This is a genomic window from Pararhodospirillum oryzae, assembly GCF_007992075.1.
GTDB lineage: Bacteria > Pseudomonadota > Alphaproteobacteria > Rhodospirillales > Rhodospirillaceae > Pararhodospirillum > Pararhodospirillum oryzae.
Genome location: NZ_BJZO01000003.1, coordinates 21,168 through 36,976 on the forward strand (window position 1 = coordinate 21,168; position 15,809 = coordinate 36,976).

The 15,809-nt window shown below is 65.4% G+C and carries 14 protein-coding genes; 5 read left to right on the plus strand and 9 right to left on the minus strand.

What is annotated here, in order from left to right; all coding sequences use genetic code 11:
• Positions 1 to 57: 57 nt before the first annotated feature.
• The 4 genes from rho to hemE form a co-directional block, all read right to left on the minus strand.
• A complete protein-coding gene (gene rho, locus ROR02_RS00905) occupies positions 58 to 1,314 on the minus strand; it encodes a transcription termination factor Rho (RefSeq protein WP_147162120.1) in 1,257 nt (418 codons plus the stop codon).
• A gap of 346 nt (positions 1,315 to 1,660) precedes the next feature.
• Positions 1,661 to 2,101, minus strand: coding sequence for a protoporphyrinogen oxidase HemJ (gene hemJ, locus ROR02_RS00910; RefSeq protein ID WP_147162121.1), 441 nt, complete (start codon positions 2,099 to 2,101; stop codon positions 1,661 to 1,663).
• A gap of 23 nt (positions 2,102 to 2,124) precedes the next feature.
• Entirely contained in the window at positions 2,125 to 3,168 is a 1,044-nt protein-coding gene (gene hemH / locus ROR02_RS00915; protein ID WP_147162122.1) for a ferrochelatase, read from the minus strand.
• Between the two features lie 63 nt (positions 3,169 to 3,231).
• On the minus strand, positions 3,232 to 4,278 hold the full coding sequence (gene hemE / locus ROR02_RS00920) for a uroporphyrinogen decarboxylase (RefSeq protein ID WP_147162123.1): 1,047 nt from the start codon (positions 4,276 to 4,278) through the stop codon (positions 3,232 to 3,234).
• 500 nt (positions 4,279 to 4,778) lie between these two features.
• Here hemE and ROR02_RS00925 point away from each other — a divergent pair, with 500 nt between their 5' ends.
• Genes ROR02_RS00925 through dnaQ form a run of 5 tightly spaced genes read left to right on the plus strand, consistent with a single transcriptional unit; the run spans position 4,779 to position 8,469 of the window.
• Entirely contained in the window at positions 4,779 to 5,606 is an 828-nt protein-coding gene (locus ROR02_RS00925; RefSeq protein ID WP_147162124.1) for a pyruvate, water dikinase regulatory protein, read from the plus strand.
• Positions 5,603 to 6,229, plus strand: a complete 627-nt coding sequence (locus ROR02_RS00930; RefSeq protein WP_147162125.1) for a Maf family protein — start codon at positions 5,603 to 5,605, stop codon at positions 6,227 to 6,229. Before ROR02_RS00925 ends, ROR02_RS00930 begins: the two co-directional genes overlap by 4 nt.
• Positions 6,226 to 7,086 (plus strand): shikimate dehydrogenase, encoded by an 861-nt coding sequence (locus ROR02_RS00935; protein ID WP_147162126.1) that lies wholly within the window; start codon positions 6,226 to 6,228, stop codon positions 7,084 to 7,086. Before ROR02_RS00930 ends, ROR02_RS00935 begins: the two co-directional genes overlap by 4 nt.
• Positions 7,083 to 7,775: a dephospho-CoA kinase gene (gene coaE / locus ROR02_RS00940; RefSeq protein WP_147162127.1), complete on the plus strand. Its 693-nt coding sequence runs from the start codon at positions 7,083 to 7,085 to the stop codon at positions 7,773 to 7,775. The genes ROR02_RS00935 and coaE overlap by 4 nt, the downstream gene beginning before the upstream one ends.
• Positions 7,768 to 8,469 carry a DNA polymerase III subunit epsilon gene (dnaQ, locus tag ROR02_RS00945; RefSeq protein WP_147162128.1) on the plus strand — a complete coding sequence of 234 codons (702 nt, stop codon included), beginning with the start codon at positions 7,768 to 7,770 and terminating at the stop codon, positions 8,467 to 8,469. Before coaE ends, dnaQ begins: the two co-directional genes overlap by 8 nt.
• Positions 8,470 to 8,501: 32 nt before the next feature.
• Here dnaQ and ROR02_RS17025 read toward each other — a convergent pair whose 3' ends face one another.
• From ROR02_RS17025 to thrC, 5 genes are all read right to left on the minus strand, one after another.
• Entirely contained in the window at positions 8,502 to 9,728 is a 1,227-nt protein-coding gene (locus ROR02_RS17025) for a transcriptional regulator (RefSeq protein ID WP_147162129.1), read from the minus strand.
• Positions 9,725 to 10,027, minus strand: coding sequence for a type II toxin-antitoxin system HigB family toxin (locus ROR02_RS00955; RefSeq protein ID WP_147162130.1), 303 nt, complete (start codon positions 10,025 to 10,027; stop codon positions 9,725 to 9,727). Before ROR02_RS00955 ends, ROR02_RS17025 begins: the two co-directional genes overlap by 4 nt.
• Positions 10,028 to 10,213: 186 nt before the next feature.
• Positions 10,214 to 13,015, minus strand: coding sequence for a DNA polymerase I (gene polA / locus ROR02_RS00960; RefSeq protein ID WP_147162131.1), 2,802 nt, complete (start codon positions 13,013 to 13,015; stop codon positions 10,214 to 10,216).
• Between the two features lie 111 nt (positions 13,016 to 13,126).
• Positions 13,127 to 14,395, minus strand: coding sequence for a M16 family metallopeptidase (locus ROR02_RS00965; protein ID WP_246135332.1), 1,269 nt, complete (start codon positions 14,393 to 14,395; stop codon positions 13,127 to 13,129).
• Positions 14,392 to 15,798 (minus strand): threonine synthase, encoded by a 1,407-nt coding sequence (thrC, locus tag ROR02_RS00970; protein WP_147162132.1) that lies wholly within the window; start codon positions 15,796 to 15,798, stop codon positions 14,392 to 14,394. Before thrC ends, ROR02_RS00965 begins: the two co-directional genes overlap by 4 nt.
• Between the last annotated feature and the right edge of the window lie 11 nt (positions 15,799 to 15,809).

Consider the following 15,809-nt stretch of genomic DNA (forward strand, 5'->3'; position numbering starts at 1 on the left):
GGGGCGGGGAGTTTCTGGCTCCCCGCCCCTTTTTTTTATTCGACGATGGATCGGCGATCAGGAATTCATCGCTTCGAAGAAATCGTCGTTGTTCTTGGTTTCCTTCATCTTGCCCAGAAGGAATTCCATGGCGTCCTGGGTGCCCATGGGCGACAGGATGCGACGCAGCACCCACATCTTCGACAGCACGTCGCGGCGCACCAGCAGTTCTTCCTTTCGGGTGCCCGACCGGGTGATGTCGATCGAGGGGAAGATGCGGCGGTCGGCCAGCTTGCGGTCCAGGATGATTTCCGAGTTACCGGTGCCCTTGAACTCTTCGAAGATCACTTCGTCCATGCGCGAGCCGGTATCGATCAGGGCGGTGGCGATGATGGTCAGCGACCCCCCTTCCTCGATATTGCGCGCGGCGCCAAAGAAGCGTTTGGGCTTTTGCAAGGCGTTGGCGTCCACGCCACCGGTCAGAACCTTGCCCGAGCTGGGCACCACGGTGTTGTAGGCGCGAGCCAGACGGGTAATGGAATCGAGCAAGATCACGACATCGCGCTTGTGCTCGACCAGCCGCTTGGCTTTTTCGCTGACCATTTCCGCCACCTGGACATGGCGGGCCGCCGGTTCGTCGAAGGTGGAGCTGACAACCTCGCCGTTCACCGAGCGGGCCATGTCGGTCACTTCCTCCGGCCGCTCGTCGATGAGCAGCACGATCAGGTAGACCTCGGGATTATTGGCGGTAATGGCGTGGGCAATGTTTTGCAGCATCACGGTCTTGCCGGTGCGCGGCGGCGCCACGATCAAGGCGCGCTGCCCCTTGCCCAGGGGGGTGATCAGATCAATGACCCGGGTGGTGAATTCCTTGCGGGTCGGATCGTCGATTTCGAGCTTCAGGCGTTCGTCGGGATAAAGCGGGGTCAGGTTATCGAAGTTGATGCGGTGACGAACCGCCTCGGGAACCTCGAAATTAATCTTGTTGACCTTGAGGAGGGCAAAATAACGCTCGCCATCCTTGGGGGAGCGGATCTGTCCCTCGACCGTATCGCCCGTTCTTAGCCCAAAACGACGAACCTGGCTGGGCGAAATATAAATGTCGTCGGGGCCGGGAAGATAATTGGCTTCTGGAGCCCGGAGAAAACCAAAGCCATCTTGAAGGATCTCAAGAACACCCTCACCAAATATGGCCGTATCGTTTTCCGCAAGTTGCTTGAGGATCGCAAACATCATGTCCTGCTTGCGAAGGCTGCTTGCGTTTTCAATTTCAAGCGATTCCGCAAAGGACAACAAGTCAGCAGGTGATTTCTTTTTCAATTCCTGAAGATGCATGGACGGTCTCAGCCTGCGGAAAGGGAAGAAGGCGCATCGCGGCGTCCAGCGGCGCGGCACGGGCAGCACGCGGCAAAGGACGACGTCCGACGAACGGACCAGGAAACGCCGAAGAGAAAGGAAAAAATAACCCCTCGTCCGCGTACACGACCTTATGGCCGATCAACGACCAGGACGGAGATCATTTTTTTCGGGATGGAAGTGGGCCACAAGGGCCCTTAGGGGAAGGCTTCTCAGGTGTAACGCCGTGCCTGCGGTCCGTCAACGCCTATGAGCAGGGATCCCCGGGCCGCCGCTCCGAAATCCCGCCCCCTGGTGCGCCGGGGCGGGACTGGAGCGACGCACCTTAAAGCTGCGGCTTAAGGATGACCAACGGAACAATGACGAGCATCAGAACCGTCGGAACTTCGTTGGCGTAGCGATAAAACACGTGCGGACGCGTGTTGCGGTCCTCGGCGAAATCCTTTTGCCAGCGCACATAGTACACGTGCATCAAAATCATGCCCGCGACCATCAGCAGCTTGAGGTGCAGCCAGCCATCGCTCAGCCAGTCGCCCATCAGCAAGGGGCCGGTCACGGCCACGACCACCAACGACGGGTTCATGATCGCCTTGACCAGGCGCCGTTCCATGACCTTGAACTTTTCCGAGGTGGGCGAGCCGACCGGTTCGGTCGCATGGTACACAAACAAACGCGGCAGGTAGAACAGCCCGGCCATCCACGTGATCACGGCAATCACGTGAAGCGCCTTGACCCATAAATACAAATCTGTCCCAAACGAAAGCATGGCCTTGTTCCTTGTAGCTCCCCTCAGGCGGCCGTTGGCCGGTTGGGGCAGCGCCGACACACCGTATCGCATATCCGGCGGTTGATATGCGTGCTGGGGCCGTCCTTGACCCGGACCGCCCGTTCAACCAGATCGGCCAGCCCGCCGATGAACGCGGGATGCCGGCCCACCGTGGGAACCCTCAGGTACAAGGGCACGCCCTTGTGACTTGCGAGGTGGGCATACTCCAGATCCAGCTCGACCAGGGTTTCCGAGTGCTCGGACACGAACGCCACGGGCACCACCACCACCGGCCGCCCGGCCGCGCCGGCCCGGGTAATTTCGTCCTCGGTGCTGGGACCAATCCACTCCATTGGTCCCACCCGGCTTTGAAAACACAAGCGGGCCTCGATGGTGGGGGCGCCCAGCCGGTCCACCACCGCCGCCACCGTTTCCTCGACCTGTTTTTGGTAGGGGTCGCCAGCCTCTATGATCTTGCGCGGCAGGCCATGGGCCGAGAACAGCACCACCGGCTCGCCCACCCGGCGCGCCTGCGCCACGCGCACGGCCGTCAGTTCCGCCATGGCGGCGACCAGCCCGGGTTCGGTGGGGTAGCAGCAGATCCGGTTGGTTGGCACCTCCAGACCCGCTTTTTGGGCCTCCTCGGCCCATTGCGCGAGCGACGATCCCGCCGTTGTTCCCGAAAACTGTGGATACAACGGCAGCAAGATCAGGTGATCCGGGTTCATCGCCTGAACCCGGGCCACCGCCTCGCTGATGAACGGCTCCCAGTAGCGCATGGCCACGAAGCAGTGCACATCGTGCCCGCGTTCGGCCAGCAGGCTTTCCAGGGCTTCGGCCTGGATCTGGGTTTGCTCCAGCAGCGGCGAGTGCCCCCCCAGCCGCGCGTAGATATCGCGCGCGATGGGCGCCCGCCGCCACGAGATCACTTTCGCCAGGGCATAGCGGATCGGCCCCGGCACGTTCATGATCGCCGGATCATTGAACAGGTTGAACAAGAACGGCCGAACCGCCTCCAGGCTGTTCGGGCCGCCCAGGTTGAACAATACCACGGCTACGCGCGCCATGCCGGCGAATTCCCTTCTTTCGTTCCGGCCTTGGCGGACCGGGTGCCGGTACTCGGATCCCGGTTACAAGGGGCGTCGCACCAGTTCCATCAGGCGAGCGACGTTTTCCGGGGGCGTCGGGGGCACGATCCCATGACCAAGGTTGAAAATAAAGGGACCGTTTTCAAGGGCCAACCGAATCTCGCGGATGCTCTTTTCCATGGCTTCGCCGCCCGCGACAACCAGAAGGGGATCCAGGTTGCCCTGGACCGCGCAGTGCGGTTGCAACGTCTTGGCGGCCCAGCTCACGGGCACGCTGGCATCCAGGCCGACGCCATCGACACCGGTTTCCTTGACGAACTCCTCGTACATCATCGCGGCCCCCTTGGGGAAGCCGATGACGGGCACGCCCGGGCGTTCCTTGTGGATGCGCCGGGTGATTTCGCCAATCGGGCCGATGACCCACTGGCGGAAATAGGTCTCGGGCAGCACGCCGGCCCAGGTATCGAACAGCTGGATCGCCTCGGCGCCCGCGTCGATCTGGGCGATCAGGTAGCGGGTGGTGGCTTCGACCAGGGTGTCCATCAGGCGGGCAAACGCGGCCGGACGGCCGAACATCCACGACTTGGCCTCGGCGAAGTCCTTGCTGGAGCCGCCTTCGAGCATGTAGGTCGCCACCGTCCACGGAGCGCCCGCGAAACCGATCAGGGACGTGGTTTCGGGAATGGAGCGGGCGAGACCGCTCACGGTGGCCAGCACCGGCGCCAGACGGTCGGTCAGGCCGTCCAGGGACAAGGTGTCAACGTCGCCGTCCTCGCGAAGGGCATCGAGCACCGGGCCTTCGCCCTGCTTGAACGACACCGAGCGGCCCAGCGCATGGGGCAGCACCAGAATGTCTGAAAACAAAATCGCCGCGTCGAAATTGTAGCGACGCAGAGGCTGCAAGGTGACCTCGACCGCCAGATCGGGCGTGTAGCACAGGTCAAGGAACCCCCCCGCCTGCTCACGCGTGGCGCGATATTCGGGCAGGTAGCGACCGGCCTGGCGCATCAGCCACACCGGCGGCGGAGAAACGGTCTCGCCGGCCAGGACACGCAAGAACGTCTTTTTTGGTTTGGATGCCTCGGTCACGGATCGCTTCTCCCTCGTTGGCAGCCCTTGATACGGCCGGTTGATGGCCGCGCCATCGATCCCGGTGTCCCTCCTTAAACCAAGTGAAGGGAAAAAGGAAAGAAGAGGAAGTGGCTGTTGGGCATCGGAAACGTGGGGATCCCCGTAACGGGCGAATTTATCCACAGAGTCCCGGGTTATCCCGCCTCCTTGTGGATAACAGTGCGAAAAAGAGGGGATAATTGTCATAACACATTGATATTAATGGTGGAAAAGCGGGTATAACCCCCGCGTGAACAATGGGGAGGAAGACTCGTCATGCCCATTTTTCAGGATATCCCCCCGGGGGTGGAATCGGTTGTCCCCTTGTGCACGAAAAAGGACGGGCGAGGGGAAGGAAGGGGATGGTTTTCAAGGCCCTGCCGTCCGGGGCCGGGTTATCCCCGTTGTCCCCTGTTTTCCACAGGGCGGATGCGCTATGACAGGTTTTTCCCGTTATCCCGACCCGTGGAGATCCCCCCTTGAACGAGACGCCCTATCACGTGCACCTGGTTTCCGACGCGACGGGCGAGACCCTGACCAGCGTCATGCGCGCCTGTCTGGTTCAATTCGATGGGGTGCCGATCATCCAACACCGGTGGTGGTTGGTGCGCACGCAAGGACAGGTGGACCGTCTGATGGAAGGCATTGGCCGCCATCCCGGGCTGGTTGTGTTCACCATGGTTGATCCGGCCATTCGCCAGGCCCTGGAAGAACGCTGCCGCGAGCTGGGCGTGCCGGTGCTCTCGCTCCTGGACCCGGTGATGGAGGCCCTGGCGCGGCTGTCCCACTCCAAGGCCCATCGCCAGCCCGGGCTTCAACACACCCTCGACGAAGGCTACTTCGATCGCATCGACGCCATGCAGTTCACCTTGGCCCTGGACGACGGCCAGGCCCTGGACCGGTTGAGCGAGGCCGACGTGGTCGTGGTGGGGGTGTCGCGTACCTCGAAGACACCGACTTGCATGTTCCTGGCCAACAAGGGAATCCGCGCGGCCAACGTGCCGTTGGTGCCCGAAATCGATCCCCCCCAGGTTCTTCTCGATCTGAAGGGGCCGCTGGTGGTGGGCCTGACCCGCGATCCGCGCAGCCTTTCCGACATCCGGCGCAACCGCCTTCGGATCATGAACGAGGAACGCGATACCACCTACGCCGACCTGGAAGCGGTCGAGCGCGAGGTCACGGCGGCGCGGCGCCTCTATACCCGCATGGGCTGGCTGGTGATTGATGTCACCCGGCGCTCGATCGAGGAAGTGGCGGCCACCATCATGCAGCGCCTCGCCATGATGCGCGGGGAAACCGGCCTGTGACGCCCGCCACGACGCCCGGGAACGCCGCTCCCGACCTGGTGCTGGCCTCGGGAAGCCCGACGCGCGCGCGGCTTCTGGCGGCGGCTGGCGTGCCGTTTCGCGTGGTGGCCCCGGCCGGGGTCGAGGAAACGATGAAGGCCATGCTGCGCGCCGACGGGGTGGAGGCTTCGGCCGCCGCCCTGGCCCTGGCCACCGCCAAGGCGCGGGCGGTGTCCACCTTGGAACCCGGGGCCCTGATTCTGGGCGCCGACCAGATCGCCGACCTGGAGGGCCATTGGCTGGACAAGCCCGGAACGCGCGAGGCCGCGCGCGCGCAGCTTGACCGGCTGCGCGGTCGCGATCACAAATTGCTGAGCGCGGTGGTTCTGGTTCAAAATGGCGTTCCCCTGTGGTCGCACGTCGAACCGTGCCATCTGGTGATGCGCGCCTTTTCCGACGCCGTGCGCGAGGCCTATCTGGCCGATCCCGACGACGGATTCCTGGGCTGCGCCGGGGGGTATGAAATCGAGGGGCGGGGCATCGCGCTGTTCGAGCGCGTGCAGGGGGATGTCTTTGCCATTCAGGGCCTGCCGCTGCTGCCCGTGCTCGCGGCCCTGCGCACCTTGGGAGTCCTGCCGACATGATTTCGGGAAAAGCCCGCGTGGCCGCCGTCCTGGGCTGGCCGGTGGCCCATTCGCGTTCGCCCCGGGTGCATGGCTTCTGGCTGGCCCGGCATGGCGTGGATGGCGCCTACGTGCCGTTGGCCCTGCGACCGGAAAGCGCGATGCAAGGCCTGCGCGCCCTGCCCGCCCTGGGCCTGGCCGGCGCCAACGTCACGGTGCCCCACAAGGAAACCGCCTTTGCCGCCGCCGACCTGCTCACCGATCGCGCCCGGCGCATTGGCGCGGTCAACACCTTGATCGTTCAAGAGGATGGCCGTCTGCTTGGGGATAACACCGACGGCTTCGGCTTTCTCGCCAACCTGGAACAGGAAGCACCGGCATGGCGCGCGAACCAGGGCCCGGCCCTGGTGATCGGGGCCGGCGGCGCGGCCCGCGCCGTGGTGGTGGCGCTGCTGGAAGCCGGCTGCCCGGCGGTGATCCTGGGCAACCGCACCCGCGAGCGGGCCGAGGCCCTGCGCCTGGCCCTGGCCGGGGTGGCGCCCGAGCTGGCGGCCCGCGTCCGGGTGGTGGACTGGGACGCCTTGCCCCCCGAGGCGGCGAACGCGGCCCTGGTGGTCAACACCACCACCCTGGGCATGGTGGGCCACCCGCCGCTTCAGGTCGATCTGGAGGCCCTGCCCGCCTCCGCGCTGGTTACCGATATCGTGTACACGCCCCTGGAAACGCCGCTGCTCGCCTGGGCCCGCGCCCGGGGCAATCCGGCGGTCGATGGCCTGGGCATGCTGTTGCACCAGGCCCGGCCGGGGTTCGAAGCCTGGTTTGGAGTCGCGCCCTCCGTGGACGATGCCTTGCGTCGCGCGGTGCTGGAGGACCGATGAGCCGGGCCGCCCTGCTCGACCGGCTGGCGCGGCGAAGCCGCCGCGTGCGGGTGCTGGGGCTCACCGGATCCATCGGCATGGGCAAGACCACCACGGCGGCCATGGCCCGGCGCCTGGGCTGCCCGGTGCACAATGCCGACGCGGTGGTGCACGCCCTGATGCGCCCGGGCGGGCCGGCGGTGCGGCCCATCCTGGCCGCCTTTCCCACCGTGGCCGACGCGACCGGGGGCATTGATCGCAAGGCGCTGGGGCGGCTGGTGTTTGGCAATCCCTCCCAACTGCGCCGCCTGGAAAGCATCGTTCATCCCCTGGTGCGGGCCGCCGAGCGCGCCTTCCTGGCCCGGCAGGCGCGCGCGCGCCGCCCGGTGGTGGTGCTGGATATCCCCTTGCTGTTTGAAACCAAGGGGGAAACCCGCTGCGACCGGGTGGCGGTGGTGTGGGCGCCCGAGGTCCTGCGCACGCTTCGGGTGCTGGCGCGGCCGGGGATGACGGCAAGTACCCTGGCCCATGTGCGATCGTTGCAAACGACCGAGGCGTTCAAGCGCGCCAACGCCGACGCCCTGATTCCCACCGGCCTGGGCCATCGTCCGGCCTGGGTGGCACTGCGCCGGGTGCTTCAACACATGCGCCAGGGCCCCGCGTGCCCCAGCCGGCGCCGCCTGACAAGGACCGTTCGTCCCCATGCGTGAAATCGTTCTGGATACGGAAACCACCGGCCTGGACCCGGCAACCGGGGACCGGCTGGTGGAAATCGGCTGCATTGAGCTGATCAATCACCTGCCCAGCGGGCAGGAACTGCACCTGTACGTCAACCCCGAACGCGACATGCCCGAGGAAGCCTTTCGGGTTCATGGCCTGTCGGCGGCGTTCCTGGCCGACAAACCCCTGTTCGCCGAGGTGGTGGACGAGTTCCTGGAATTCATTGGCGACGCGCCGCTGATTATCCACAACGCGGCGTTCGACATGAAGTTCCTGAACGCCGAGCTGGCCCGCCTGGGCCGGCCTCCCCTGCCCCGCGAACGGGCCATCGACACCTTGCGCATGGCCCAGACCCGGTTCCCCGGCTCGCCGGCCAGCCTGGATGCCCTGTGCCGACGCTTTGGCATCGACACCAGCTCGCGCGAGAAGCACGGGGCGCTGATCGACGTGTTGCTGCTGGCCCAGGTGTATCTGGAACTGGTGGGCGGCCGCGAGCCCGGCCTGGCCCTGGCCGCGAGCGAGGACCGCCAGGGCGCGGGTGAGCGGGTGGCGATCGAGCGCCCCTTCCGCCCTGCCCGCCCCCACGCCCCCACCCCCGAGGAACTGGAAGCCCACGCCGCGTTCGTGGGCCGGCTCAAGGGGGCGCTGTGGACCCGCGAGGCGGAGACGGGCAGCGGGGGATAAGGGAGGCGGGAGGAACAACCGATTCTTGCGCCTTAAACTCCTTTTTCCGCGTCTGGAAAGTGCTTCCTGATTTCCTTGTGCCCGACCAGATGGGTTAGGGCGCGATAGTCTTTTTTCTCGTATCGGAACCGTCCTGCCACGATGGCCGGATGGATTTGCAAGGAACTGGCAAGAACTTTGATATCGTTGGGGCATCCCGTCTGGAAGGCTGTCGATGACCGCCATGTGTGTTCATCGATCAAGGCATCCCGGGCCATGTCATCGGCGGCTTGCTCGATGCTGTCGAGCCCGTCTCCGTTAAGGTCGAGGTCATCGAAGAACGGGTCGCCGCCGTTTCCATCCAGATGCAACCCGACGTGGGCCAATTCGTGAGCGAGACAGAACCAAAAGTTATCGATTCTGTCGTGCCGCACGGTTAAGGCGATCAAGGGGTTCCCATCGGCTGCCCACATCGCGGCCCCATCCAAGTGAGTACGCGGCAGGCGATGAAGCACCACAAAATGAATGCCACTTTTTCCAAGAAAATCCTGAACCTGCCGAGGTCCTTCATCCAGGTAACTTAATTGAACGGCTCTTCGGATAAAATCGACCGTGACCGTCCCCGGCCGGTAGGCACAAGAGAGTGGTTTTTTGTTTGACAGCTCCATGACCCGCGCTTGCCAGGCGGACAGCGCGTAGCGGTCCATCTCGGCGCCACTGCGGATGATTTGACGCAGCCAAGCGGGGCGCAGGCTGCCCGGGCTGGCCCGCTCGAACAATCCTCGGATCAGTTCCTCGGCGCACTCCCTGGCTTCATGCACGGTTCCCTCGAAGCCGTCGAACCATCCGGCCTTGCGCATGGCGGCAACCGGGAACTTCGACCACTCGATGGCGGGCGTTTCCTGGGGGAATTCGGCCCCCTCTTTTTGAAGAAAAACCTCGGCAGGGATGCCCAATCCACTGTGGAGGGCGCGAGCCATTTTCAGGGTCAAGGGGCGCTTCCCCGCCAGGACTTCCGACACCCGGGCGGCACTGCCGATGTAGGGCACAAGGTCGCGGGGGCGCAAATTCATCTGGTCCATGCGAAACGCGATCGCTTCAGCCACGCTGGGCAGCCCGATGGGGAAAGCCTTGTCCTCGTACATCTCGATCAAGGTTGCGAGAAGTTCCAGCTCGTCCCCTTCGGGAGTGCCGGGCTCCGCCTCCATCAACCGATCGATACGTTCAAGGGCTGCTTCGTAATCCTCGGGATTTTTGATAAGCCGAATGGTCATGTTCATTTGATAAGCTCCGCATCTATATCGTCATACTCCCTGTGGGTACCAATAAACCTGATATAGACAACACCGCTTTTATAATTAATTTCGACGATAAGCCTGTATTTGTTTCCCCTTATATTGAAAACGACGCGCCCCCCTTTCAGGGTGCTTGCTGTTCCGTATTTGGATTTTATGTCAGCGGGATCATTCCAGTGCGCTGTCTTTGCTTCCCGATACCACGCTTCCAGGGCTGGCTGGGCATCCTCGCATCCGGGGCGCTCCCAAAAATCAATCAATGCCTTGCGCTTGATAACGTGCATCGAAACGAAGCCCCGGACGACCGCATCGGAGATATAGGCGTTCCCAAGTTTTTGATCAATGAGAACGTTCCCATTTTGGGAACTTTGACTTCTCGACTCCACAATAAGGCATGACCTGAAGCCCATGGCACGGGCCAGGGCACTCCCGCCGCCTTGGTCTGGGGAGGCCGTGCCTCCCCAGCCTTCTTAATGCGCTTCCGCCCACGAGGGGCCCACGCCCACGTCCACGTCCAGGGGGACGGTGGTCACGCCCTGGGCGTCGGTCAGGGCGACGGTGGTGCTCATCACCCGGCGCACGGTGTCGCGGGTGGCGTCGATCTCGGCTTCGGGGACTTCCAAAACCAGTTCGTCGTGCACCTGAAGCAACAGGCGCGCCCCCAGGCCGGCCTCGCTCAGGGCATCGGGCAGGCGGATCATGGCCCGCTTGATGATGTCGGCGGCGCCCCCCTGGATCGGGGCGTTGATCGCCTGGCGCTCGGCGAAGGCGCGGGCGGCGGGGTTGCGGTCGTTGATTCCGGGAATGGGGATGCGCCGGCCAAAGGGCGTTTCCACGAAGCCCTGGGCCCGGGCCTGCTCCTTGATCGTTTCCATGAAGGTCTGGATTTCGGGGAAGCGGGCCATGTAGGCGGCGATGAAGGCGCCCGCCTCGCCCCGCGAAATGCCGAGCTGAACCGCGAGCCCATGGGCGCTGATGCCGTACAGGATGCCAAAGTTGATGGCCTTGGCCCGGCGGCGCACCATCGGGTCCATGCCCTCCAGCGGCACGCCAAACACCTGGGCGGCGGTGATCGCGTGGATATCCTGGCCCTGGGCGAAGGCCTCGCGCAAGGCGCGGATGGCGGCGACGTGGGCCACCAGGCGCAGCTCGATTTGCGAGTAGTCGGCGCTCATCAGGCAAAAGCCGGGAGGGGCCACGAAGGCTTCCCGGATCTTGCGCCCGTCTTCCGAGCGAATCGGGATGTTTTGCAAATTCGGGTCGTTGGACGACAGCCGGCCGGTGGTGGTCACGCTCAGGCTGTAGGTGGTGTGCACCCGCCCCGTGGCGCGGTCGATGTCCTCGACCAGGGCATCGGTGTAGGTGCTTTTCAGCTTGGCGTACTGGCGCCAGTCCAGCACCAGCGCCGGCAGGGCGTGCCCTTCCCCGGCCAGGGTGTCCAGCACCTGGGCATCGGTGGACCACGCCCCGGTCTTGCTGCTGCGCTTGCCGCCGGGCAGGCCCATGTCGTCGAACAGCACTTCGCCCAGCTGCTTGGGGCTGGCCACGTTGAAGGGCCGGCCGGCCAGGGCGTGGATTTCGGTTTCAAGGTCGGCCATGCGCCGCGCGAATTCCCCTGAGAGGGTTTTCAGGCGCACGGCATCCACCACCACGCCGGTTTGTTCCATCCTGGCCAGGATCGGGATCATCGGCCGGTCCAGGGTTTCGTACACCCGCACCAGCCGCGCCGCCAGCAGGGCTTGGCGCAAGACCACGTGCAGGCGCAAGGTCACGTCGGCGTCCTCGGCGGCGTAGCGCACGGCCTGATCCAGGGGCACCAGATCGAAGGTGATCTGGTTCTTGCCCTTGCCGCACACCGCTTCGAAGGGGATCGTCGTGCGCCCCAGGTGGCGCTGGGCCAGCTCGTCCATGCCGTGGCCGTGGCGGCTGCCATCGATCACGAACGACAGCACCATGGTGTCGTCCAGCGGGGTCACGGTATCGAGGCCGGCGCCCGCCAGCACATGCAGATCGAACTTGATGTTGTGGCCGACCTTCAGCACCGAGGGGTCGGCAAGGAGGGCGCCGAGGCGGGCCAGGGCCTTGTCTTTGTCTTCAATGTTGGTCACGGCCGCGCCGGCGCCCTCGCCCTCCAGGTCCAGGCCCTCGGTCTTGGGCGCCCGATGGGCAAAGGGGATGTAGCAGGCCCGGCCCGGACGGGGCGCCAGCGACACGCCGACCAAGGTGGCATGGCGGGCCTTGAGCGAATTCGTTTCCGTGTCCACCGCCACCACGCCACTGGCGTGGGCCTCGGCGATCCAGGCATCCAGGTCTTCCAAGGTGGTGACCAGGTGGTAATCGTCGGGCACGCTTTCCACGCCCTGGGCAACCGCCGCCGGAGTGTCGGGGCTGGCCGGGTCGGGGGCGGTGTCCAGGGTTGCCTCCACCCTTTTCAGCAGCGAGCGAAAGCCGTTTTCGGTCAGGAAGGAGCGCACCACCCCCGGATCGGGGGCGCCCAGCGCGAAATCCTCCAGGGTTTCGCTGACCTCCACGTCGTCGCGCAACGTCACGAGCCGGCGCGACAGGCGGGCGTTGTCGGCGTGCTCCAGCAGCGACTGGCGGCGCTTGGGCTGGGGAATCTCGCCCGCGCGGGCCAGCAGGGTTTCCAGATCGCCGTAGGTGGTGATCAGCTGGGCGGCGGTCTTCACCCCGATCCCGGGCACGCCGGGCACGTTATCCACCGGATCGCCGGCCAGGGCCTGGACATCCACCACCTTGTCGGGGTCCACGCCGAATTTCTCGCGCACTTCGTCGGGTCCGATGGCGCGGTTCTTCATGGGGTCGAGCAGCGACACCCCGTCGCGGACCAGCTGCATCAGGTCCTTGTCCGACGACACGATCACCACCTGGGCCCCGGTAGCGCGGGCGCGGGCGGCATAGGTGGCGATCAGGTCGTCCGCCTCCAGGCCCTCGCGTTCCAGGCACGGCACGTTGAACGCCCGCACCGCCTCGCGGATCAGCGGAAACTGGGGGATCAGGTCGGCGGGCGGATCGGGGCGCTGGGCCTTGTAGGCGGGATAAATCTCGTTGCGAAAGGTGTGGCGCCCGGCGTCGAACAGCACGGCCAGGTGGGTGGCCTTCATGTCGGCCAGCAGCTTCAACAGCATGGTGGTGAAGCCATACACCGCGTTTACCGGGGTGCCGTCGGGCCGGCTCATCGGCGGCAAGCTGTGGTAGGCCCGGAAAATGTATCCGGAGCCATCCACGAGCATAAGGGTTGGGGGCGCGGTCATGGCTCGGGGTTCCCGTTGAAAAAACACGAAAAAAGGGCGGAGCCGTGCCCCGCCCCCTATTTTAGGGTGTTGCCTTGCGCGAAGGGGCCGTGTTCGCGCGGCCCCGCTGGTTCAAGGCCGCAAGCGCGCGATCAGGGCTTCGTTGCTTTCCACTTTCGACAGCGGGCCAATCACCGCGACGGTGGGCGGCGTGGCCAGCAGGCGCCGGGCGCAGGCGATCACCTCGTCGGGGGTCACGGCGTCGAGCTTTTCGATGGTTTCGGTGATCGAGATCGGCCGCCCGTGCACCTGGATCTGGCGCGCCAGATGTTCGCAGCGCGACGAGGTGCTTTCCATCGACATCAGCAAGCTGGCCTTCAACTGGGCGCGGGCCCGGTTGACTTCCTCGGGGGTGACGCCAACCCCCACCGCCAGGGTTTCGTCGCACAGCACCGGGATCAGCTCGGCGATCTCTTCCTCGCCGGTGCCGGCGTAGATGCCATACAGGCCGGTATCCTGGTAGCTGGCGGTGAAGCTGTACACCGAGTAGGCCAGGCCCCGCTTTTCGCGGATTTCCTGGAACAGGCGCGACGACATGCCGCCCCCGTGCAGCGTGGCCAGGATCGACAGGGGATAGTAGTCGTCATCCAGGTTCGAGATCCCCTCGAACCCCACCACCAGGTGCACCTGTTCCAGGTCGCGGTCCTCGCGGTAGGCGCCCCCGGCGTAGCGCCCCGGTTCCTCGGCCACCGGGCCGCCGTCGGGCAACTGCGAGAAATGACGGCCGACCGCCTCGACGAAGGCGTCGTGCTCAATGTTGCCCGAGGCCGCCACCACCATGCGCCCGGGGGCGTAGGTCGAGCGCAGGTAGCCATCGATGGTTTCGCGGGTCAGGCTGCGCACCACCGACACAGTGCCCAGCACCGGACGGCCCAGGGCTTGGCCGGGGAAGGCCGCTTCCTGGAAATAATCGAAGATGATGTCGTCGGGGGTATCGATCGCCTGGTGGATTTCCTGAACCACCACTTCGCGCTCGCGGCCCAGTTCCTCGGCATCGAACACCGAGTTTTGCAGGATATCGCCCAGGATATCCAAGGCGAGGTCGGTATCGTAGCGCAGCACCCGGGCATAGTAGGCCGTGTTGTCGCGGCTGGTGTAGGCGTTCAGATGACCGCCCACGGCCTCGATTTCCTCGGCGATCTCGCGGGCATTGCGCCGGCCCGTGCCCTTGAACGCCATGTGCTCCAGAAGGTGCGACACGCCGTTGACGGCCGGGCTTTCGTGGCGCGTGCCGGTGGCCACCCAGGCCCCCAGGGTCACGCTTTCGACCGTGGCCACCTTGTCGGTCGCGACCACCAGGCCACTGGGCAAGGTGGTGACGCGGACGTCTTCCTTGATCATGCGGAAGCTCCTTGCCGGTGCGCGCGCACCAGCTCCTTGACCGCGCCCAGGTCATTGGGCAGCTCGACCAGCCGTTCCGGCCGGGTCATCAGGTCGGCCAGCGCGGGCGGCAGGGCCGGGCGCACGCCGATCGCGCGTTCCACCACGTCGGGGAACTTGGCCGGGTGGGCGGTGGCCAGGGCGACCATGGGCGTGCCCACGTCGCGGTGCCCGGCCTCGCGTCCCGCCATCACGCCGATGGCGCTGTGCGGATCAAGGATTTCGCCGGTGGTGGCATGAAGATCGGCGATCGCCTGCACGGTGCCGGGATCGTCCAGGCGGTAGCCCCGAAACAGGCCCAGCAGTTCCTGGTGCAAGGCGTCGGGCACGCTGTAGGCGCCGGTTTCGGCGAAGCGGGCCATCAGCTCTTCGACCTGGGCGCCGTCGCGTTCCATCATTTCGAACAGCAGGCGCTCGAAGTTGCTGGAGACCTGGATGTCCATGGACGGGCTCAGGCTTTGCTCGACGGTGCGCCGGGCCATGGTGCCGGTTTCGAGGAAGCGGGTCAGGATGTCGTTGCGGTTGGAGCCGACCACCAGGCGTTCGACCGGCAGGCCCATCTGGCGGGCGACCCAGCCGGCCAGGACGTTGCCGAAGTTGCCGGTGGGCACGGCGAAGCCCATGGCACGCTCGGGTGCCCCCAGGTGCAGGCCCGCCCACATGTAATAGACGGTCTGGGCCATGACCCGGGCCCAGTTGATGGAATTGACCGCGGCCAGGCCGACCTCGTCGCGAAAGGCGGTGTCGGAGAACAGGGCCTTGACCAGGGCCTGGCAGTCGTCAAACGTACCCTCGACGGCCACGACCTTGACGTTGGGGCTTTCGACGGTGGTCATCTGGCGGCGCTGGACCTCGGACACCCGGCCCTTGGGCAGCAAGATGACCACATCGACGGCGGCGCGGTCGGCCAGGGCGGCGATGGCGGCGCTGCCGGTGTCGCCGCTGGTGGCGCCCACCACGGTGACGCGCTCGCCGCGCCGGGCCAAGATCAGGTCGAACAGGCCGCCCACGACCTGAAGGGCGTAATCCTTGAAGGCCAGGGTGGGGCCGTGGAACAGCTCCATGACCCAGTCCTCGGGGCCGATCTGGCGCAAGGGGGCGATGGCGGGGTGGGTAAAGCCGCTGTAGGCGGTTTCCACGATCTGGGCCAGTTCGTCGTCGGTGAGCACGGCGGCCACGAAGGGGCCCATCACGCGCACCGCCAGCTCCTGGTAGGTCAGGCCGCGCATGTCGCGCAGGTCGTCGGCGGTGAAGGTGGGCCAGTGGCTGGGCACGTACAGGCCGCCATCCTCGGCCAGGCCGGCCAGCAGGACATCATCGAACGACAAAACGGGCGCGCGGCCCCGAGTGCTTACGTATCTCACCGCACAGAAAC

Bases quoted from the DNA above. Each gene is read 5' to 3' on its own strand.
- rho (WP_147162120.1), bottom strand. From the start codon at position 1,314: ATGCATCTTCAGGAATTGAAAAAGAAATCACCTGCTGACTTGTTGTCC.
- hemJ (WP_147162121.1), bottom strand. From the start codon at position 2,101: ATGCTTTCGTTTGGGACAGATTTGTATTTATGGGTCAAGGCGCTTCAC.
- hemH (WP_147162122.1), bottom strand. From the start codon at position 3,168: ATGGCGCGCGTAGCCGTGGTATTGTTCAACCTGGGCGGCCCGAACAGC.
- ROR02_RS00935 (WP_147162126.1), top strand. From the start codon at position 6,226: ATGATTTCGGGAAAAGCCCGCGTGGCCGCCGTCCTGGGCTGGCCGGTG.
- coaE (WP_147162127.1), top strand. From the start codon at position 7,083: ATGAGCCGGGCCGCCCTGCTCGACCGGCTGGCGCGGCGAAGCCGCCGC.
- dnaQ (WP_147162128.1), top strand. From the start codon at position 7,768: ATGCGTGAAATCGTTCTGGATACGGAAACCACCGGCCTGGACCCGGCA.
- ROR02_RS17025 (WP_147162129.1), bottom strand. From the start codon at position 9,728: ATGAACATGACCATTCGGCTTATCAAAAATCCCGAGGATTACGAAGCA.
- ROR02_RS00955 (WP_147162130.1), bottom strand. From the start codon at position 10,027: ATGCACGTTATCAAGCGCAAGGCATTGATTGATTTTTGGGAGCGCCCC.
- polA (WP_147162131.1), bottom strand. From the start codon at position 13,015: ATGACCGCGCCCCCAACCCTTATGCTCGTGGATGGCTCCGGATACATT.
- ROR02_RS00965 (WP_246135332.1), bottom strand. From the start codon at position 14,395: ATGATCAAGGAAGACGTCCGCGTCACCACCTTGCCCAGTGGCCTGGTG.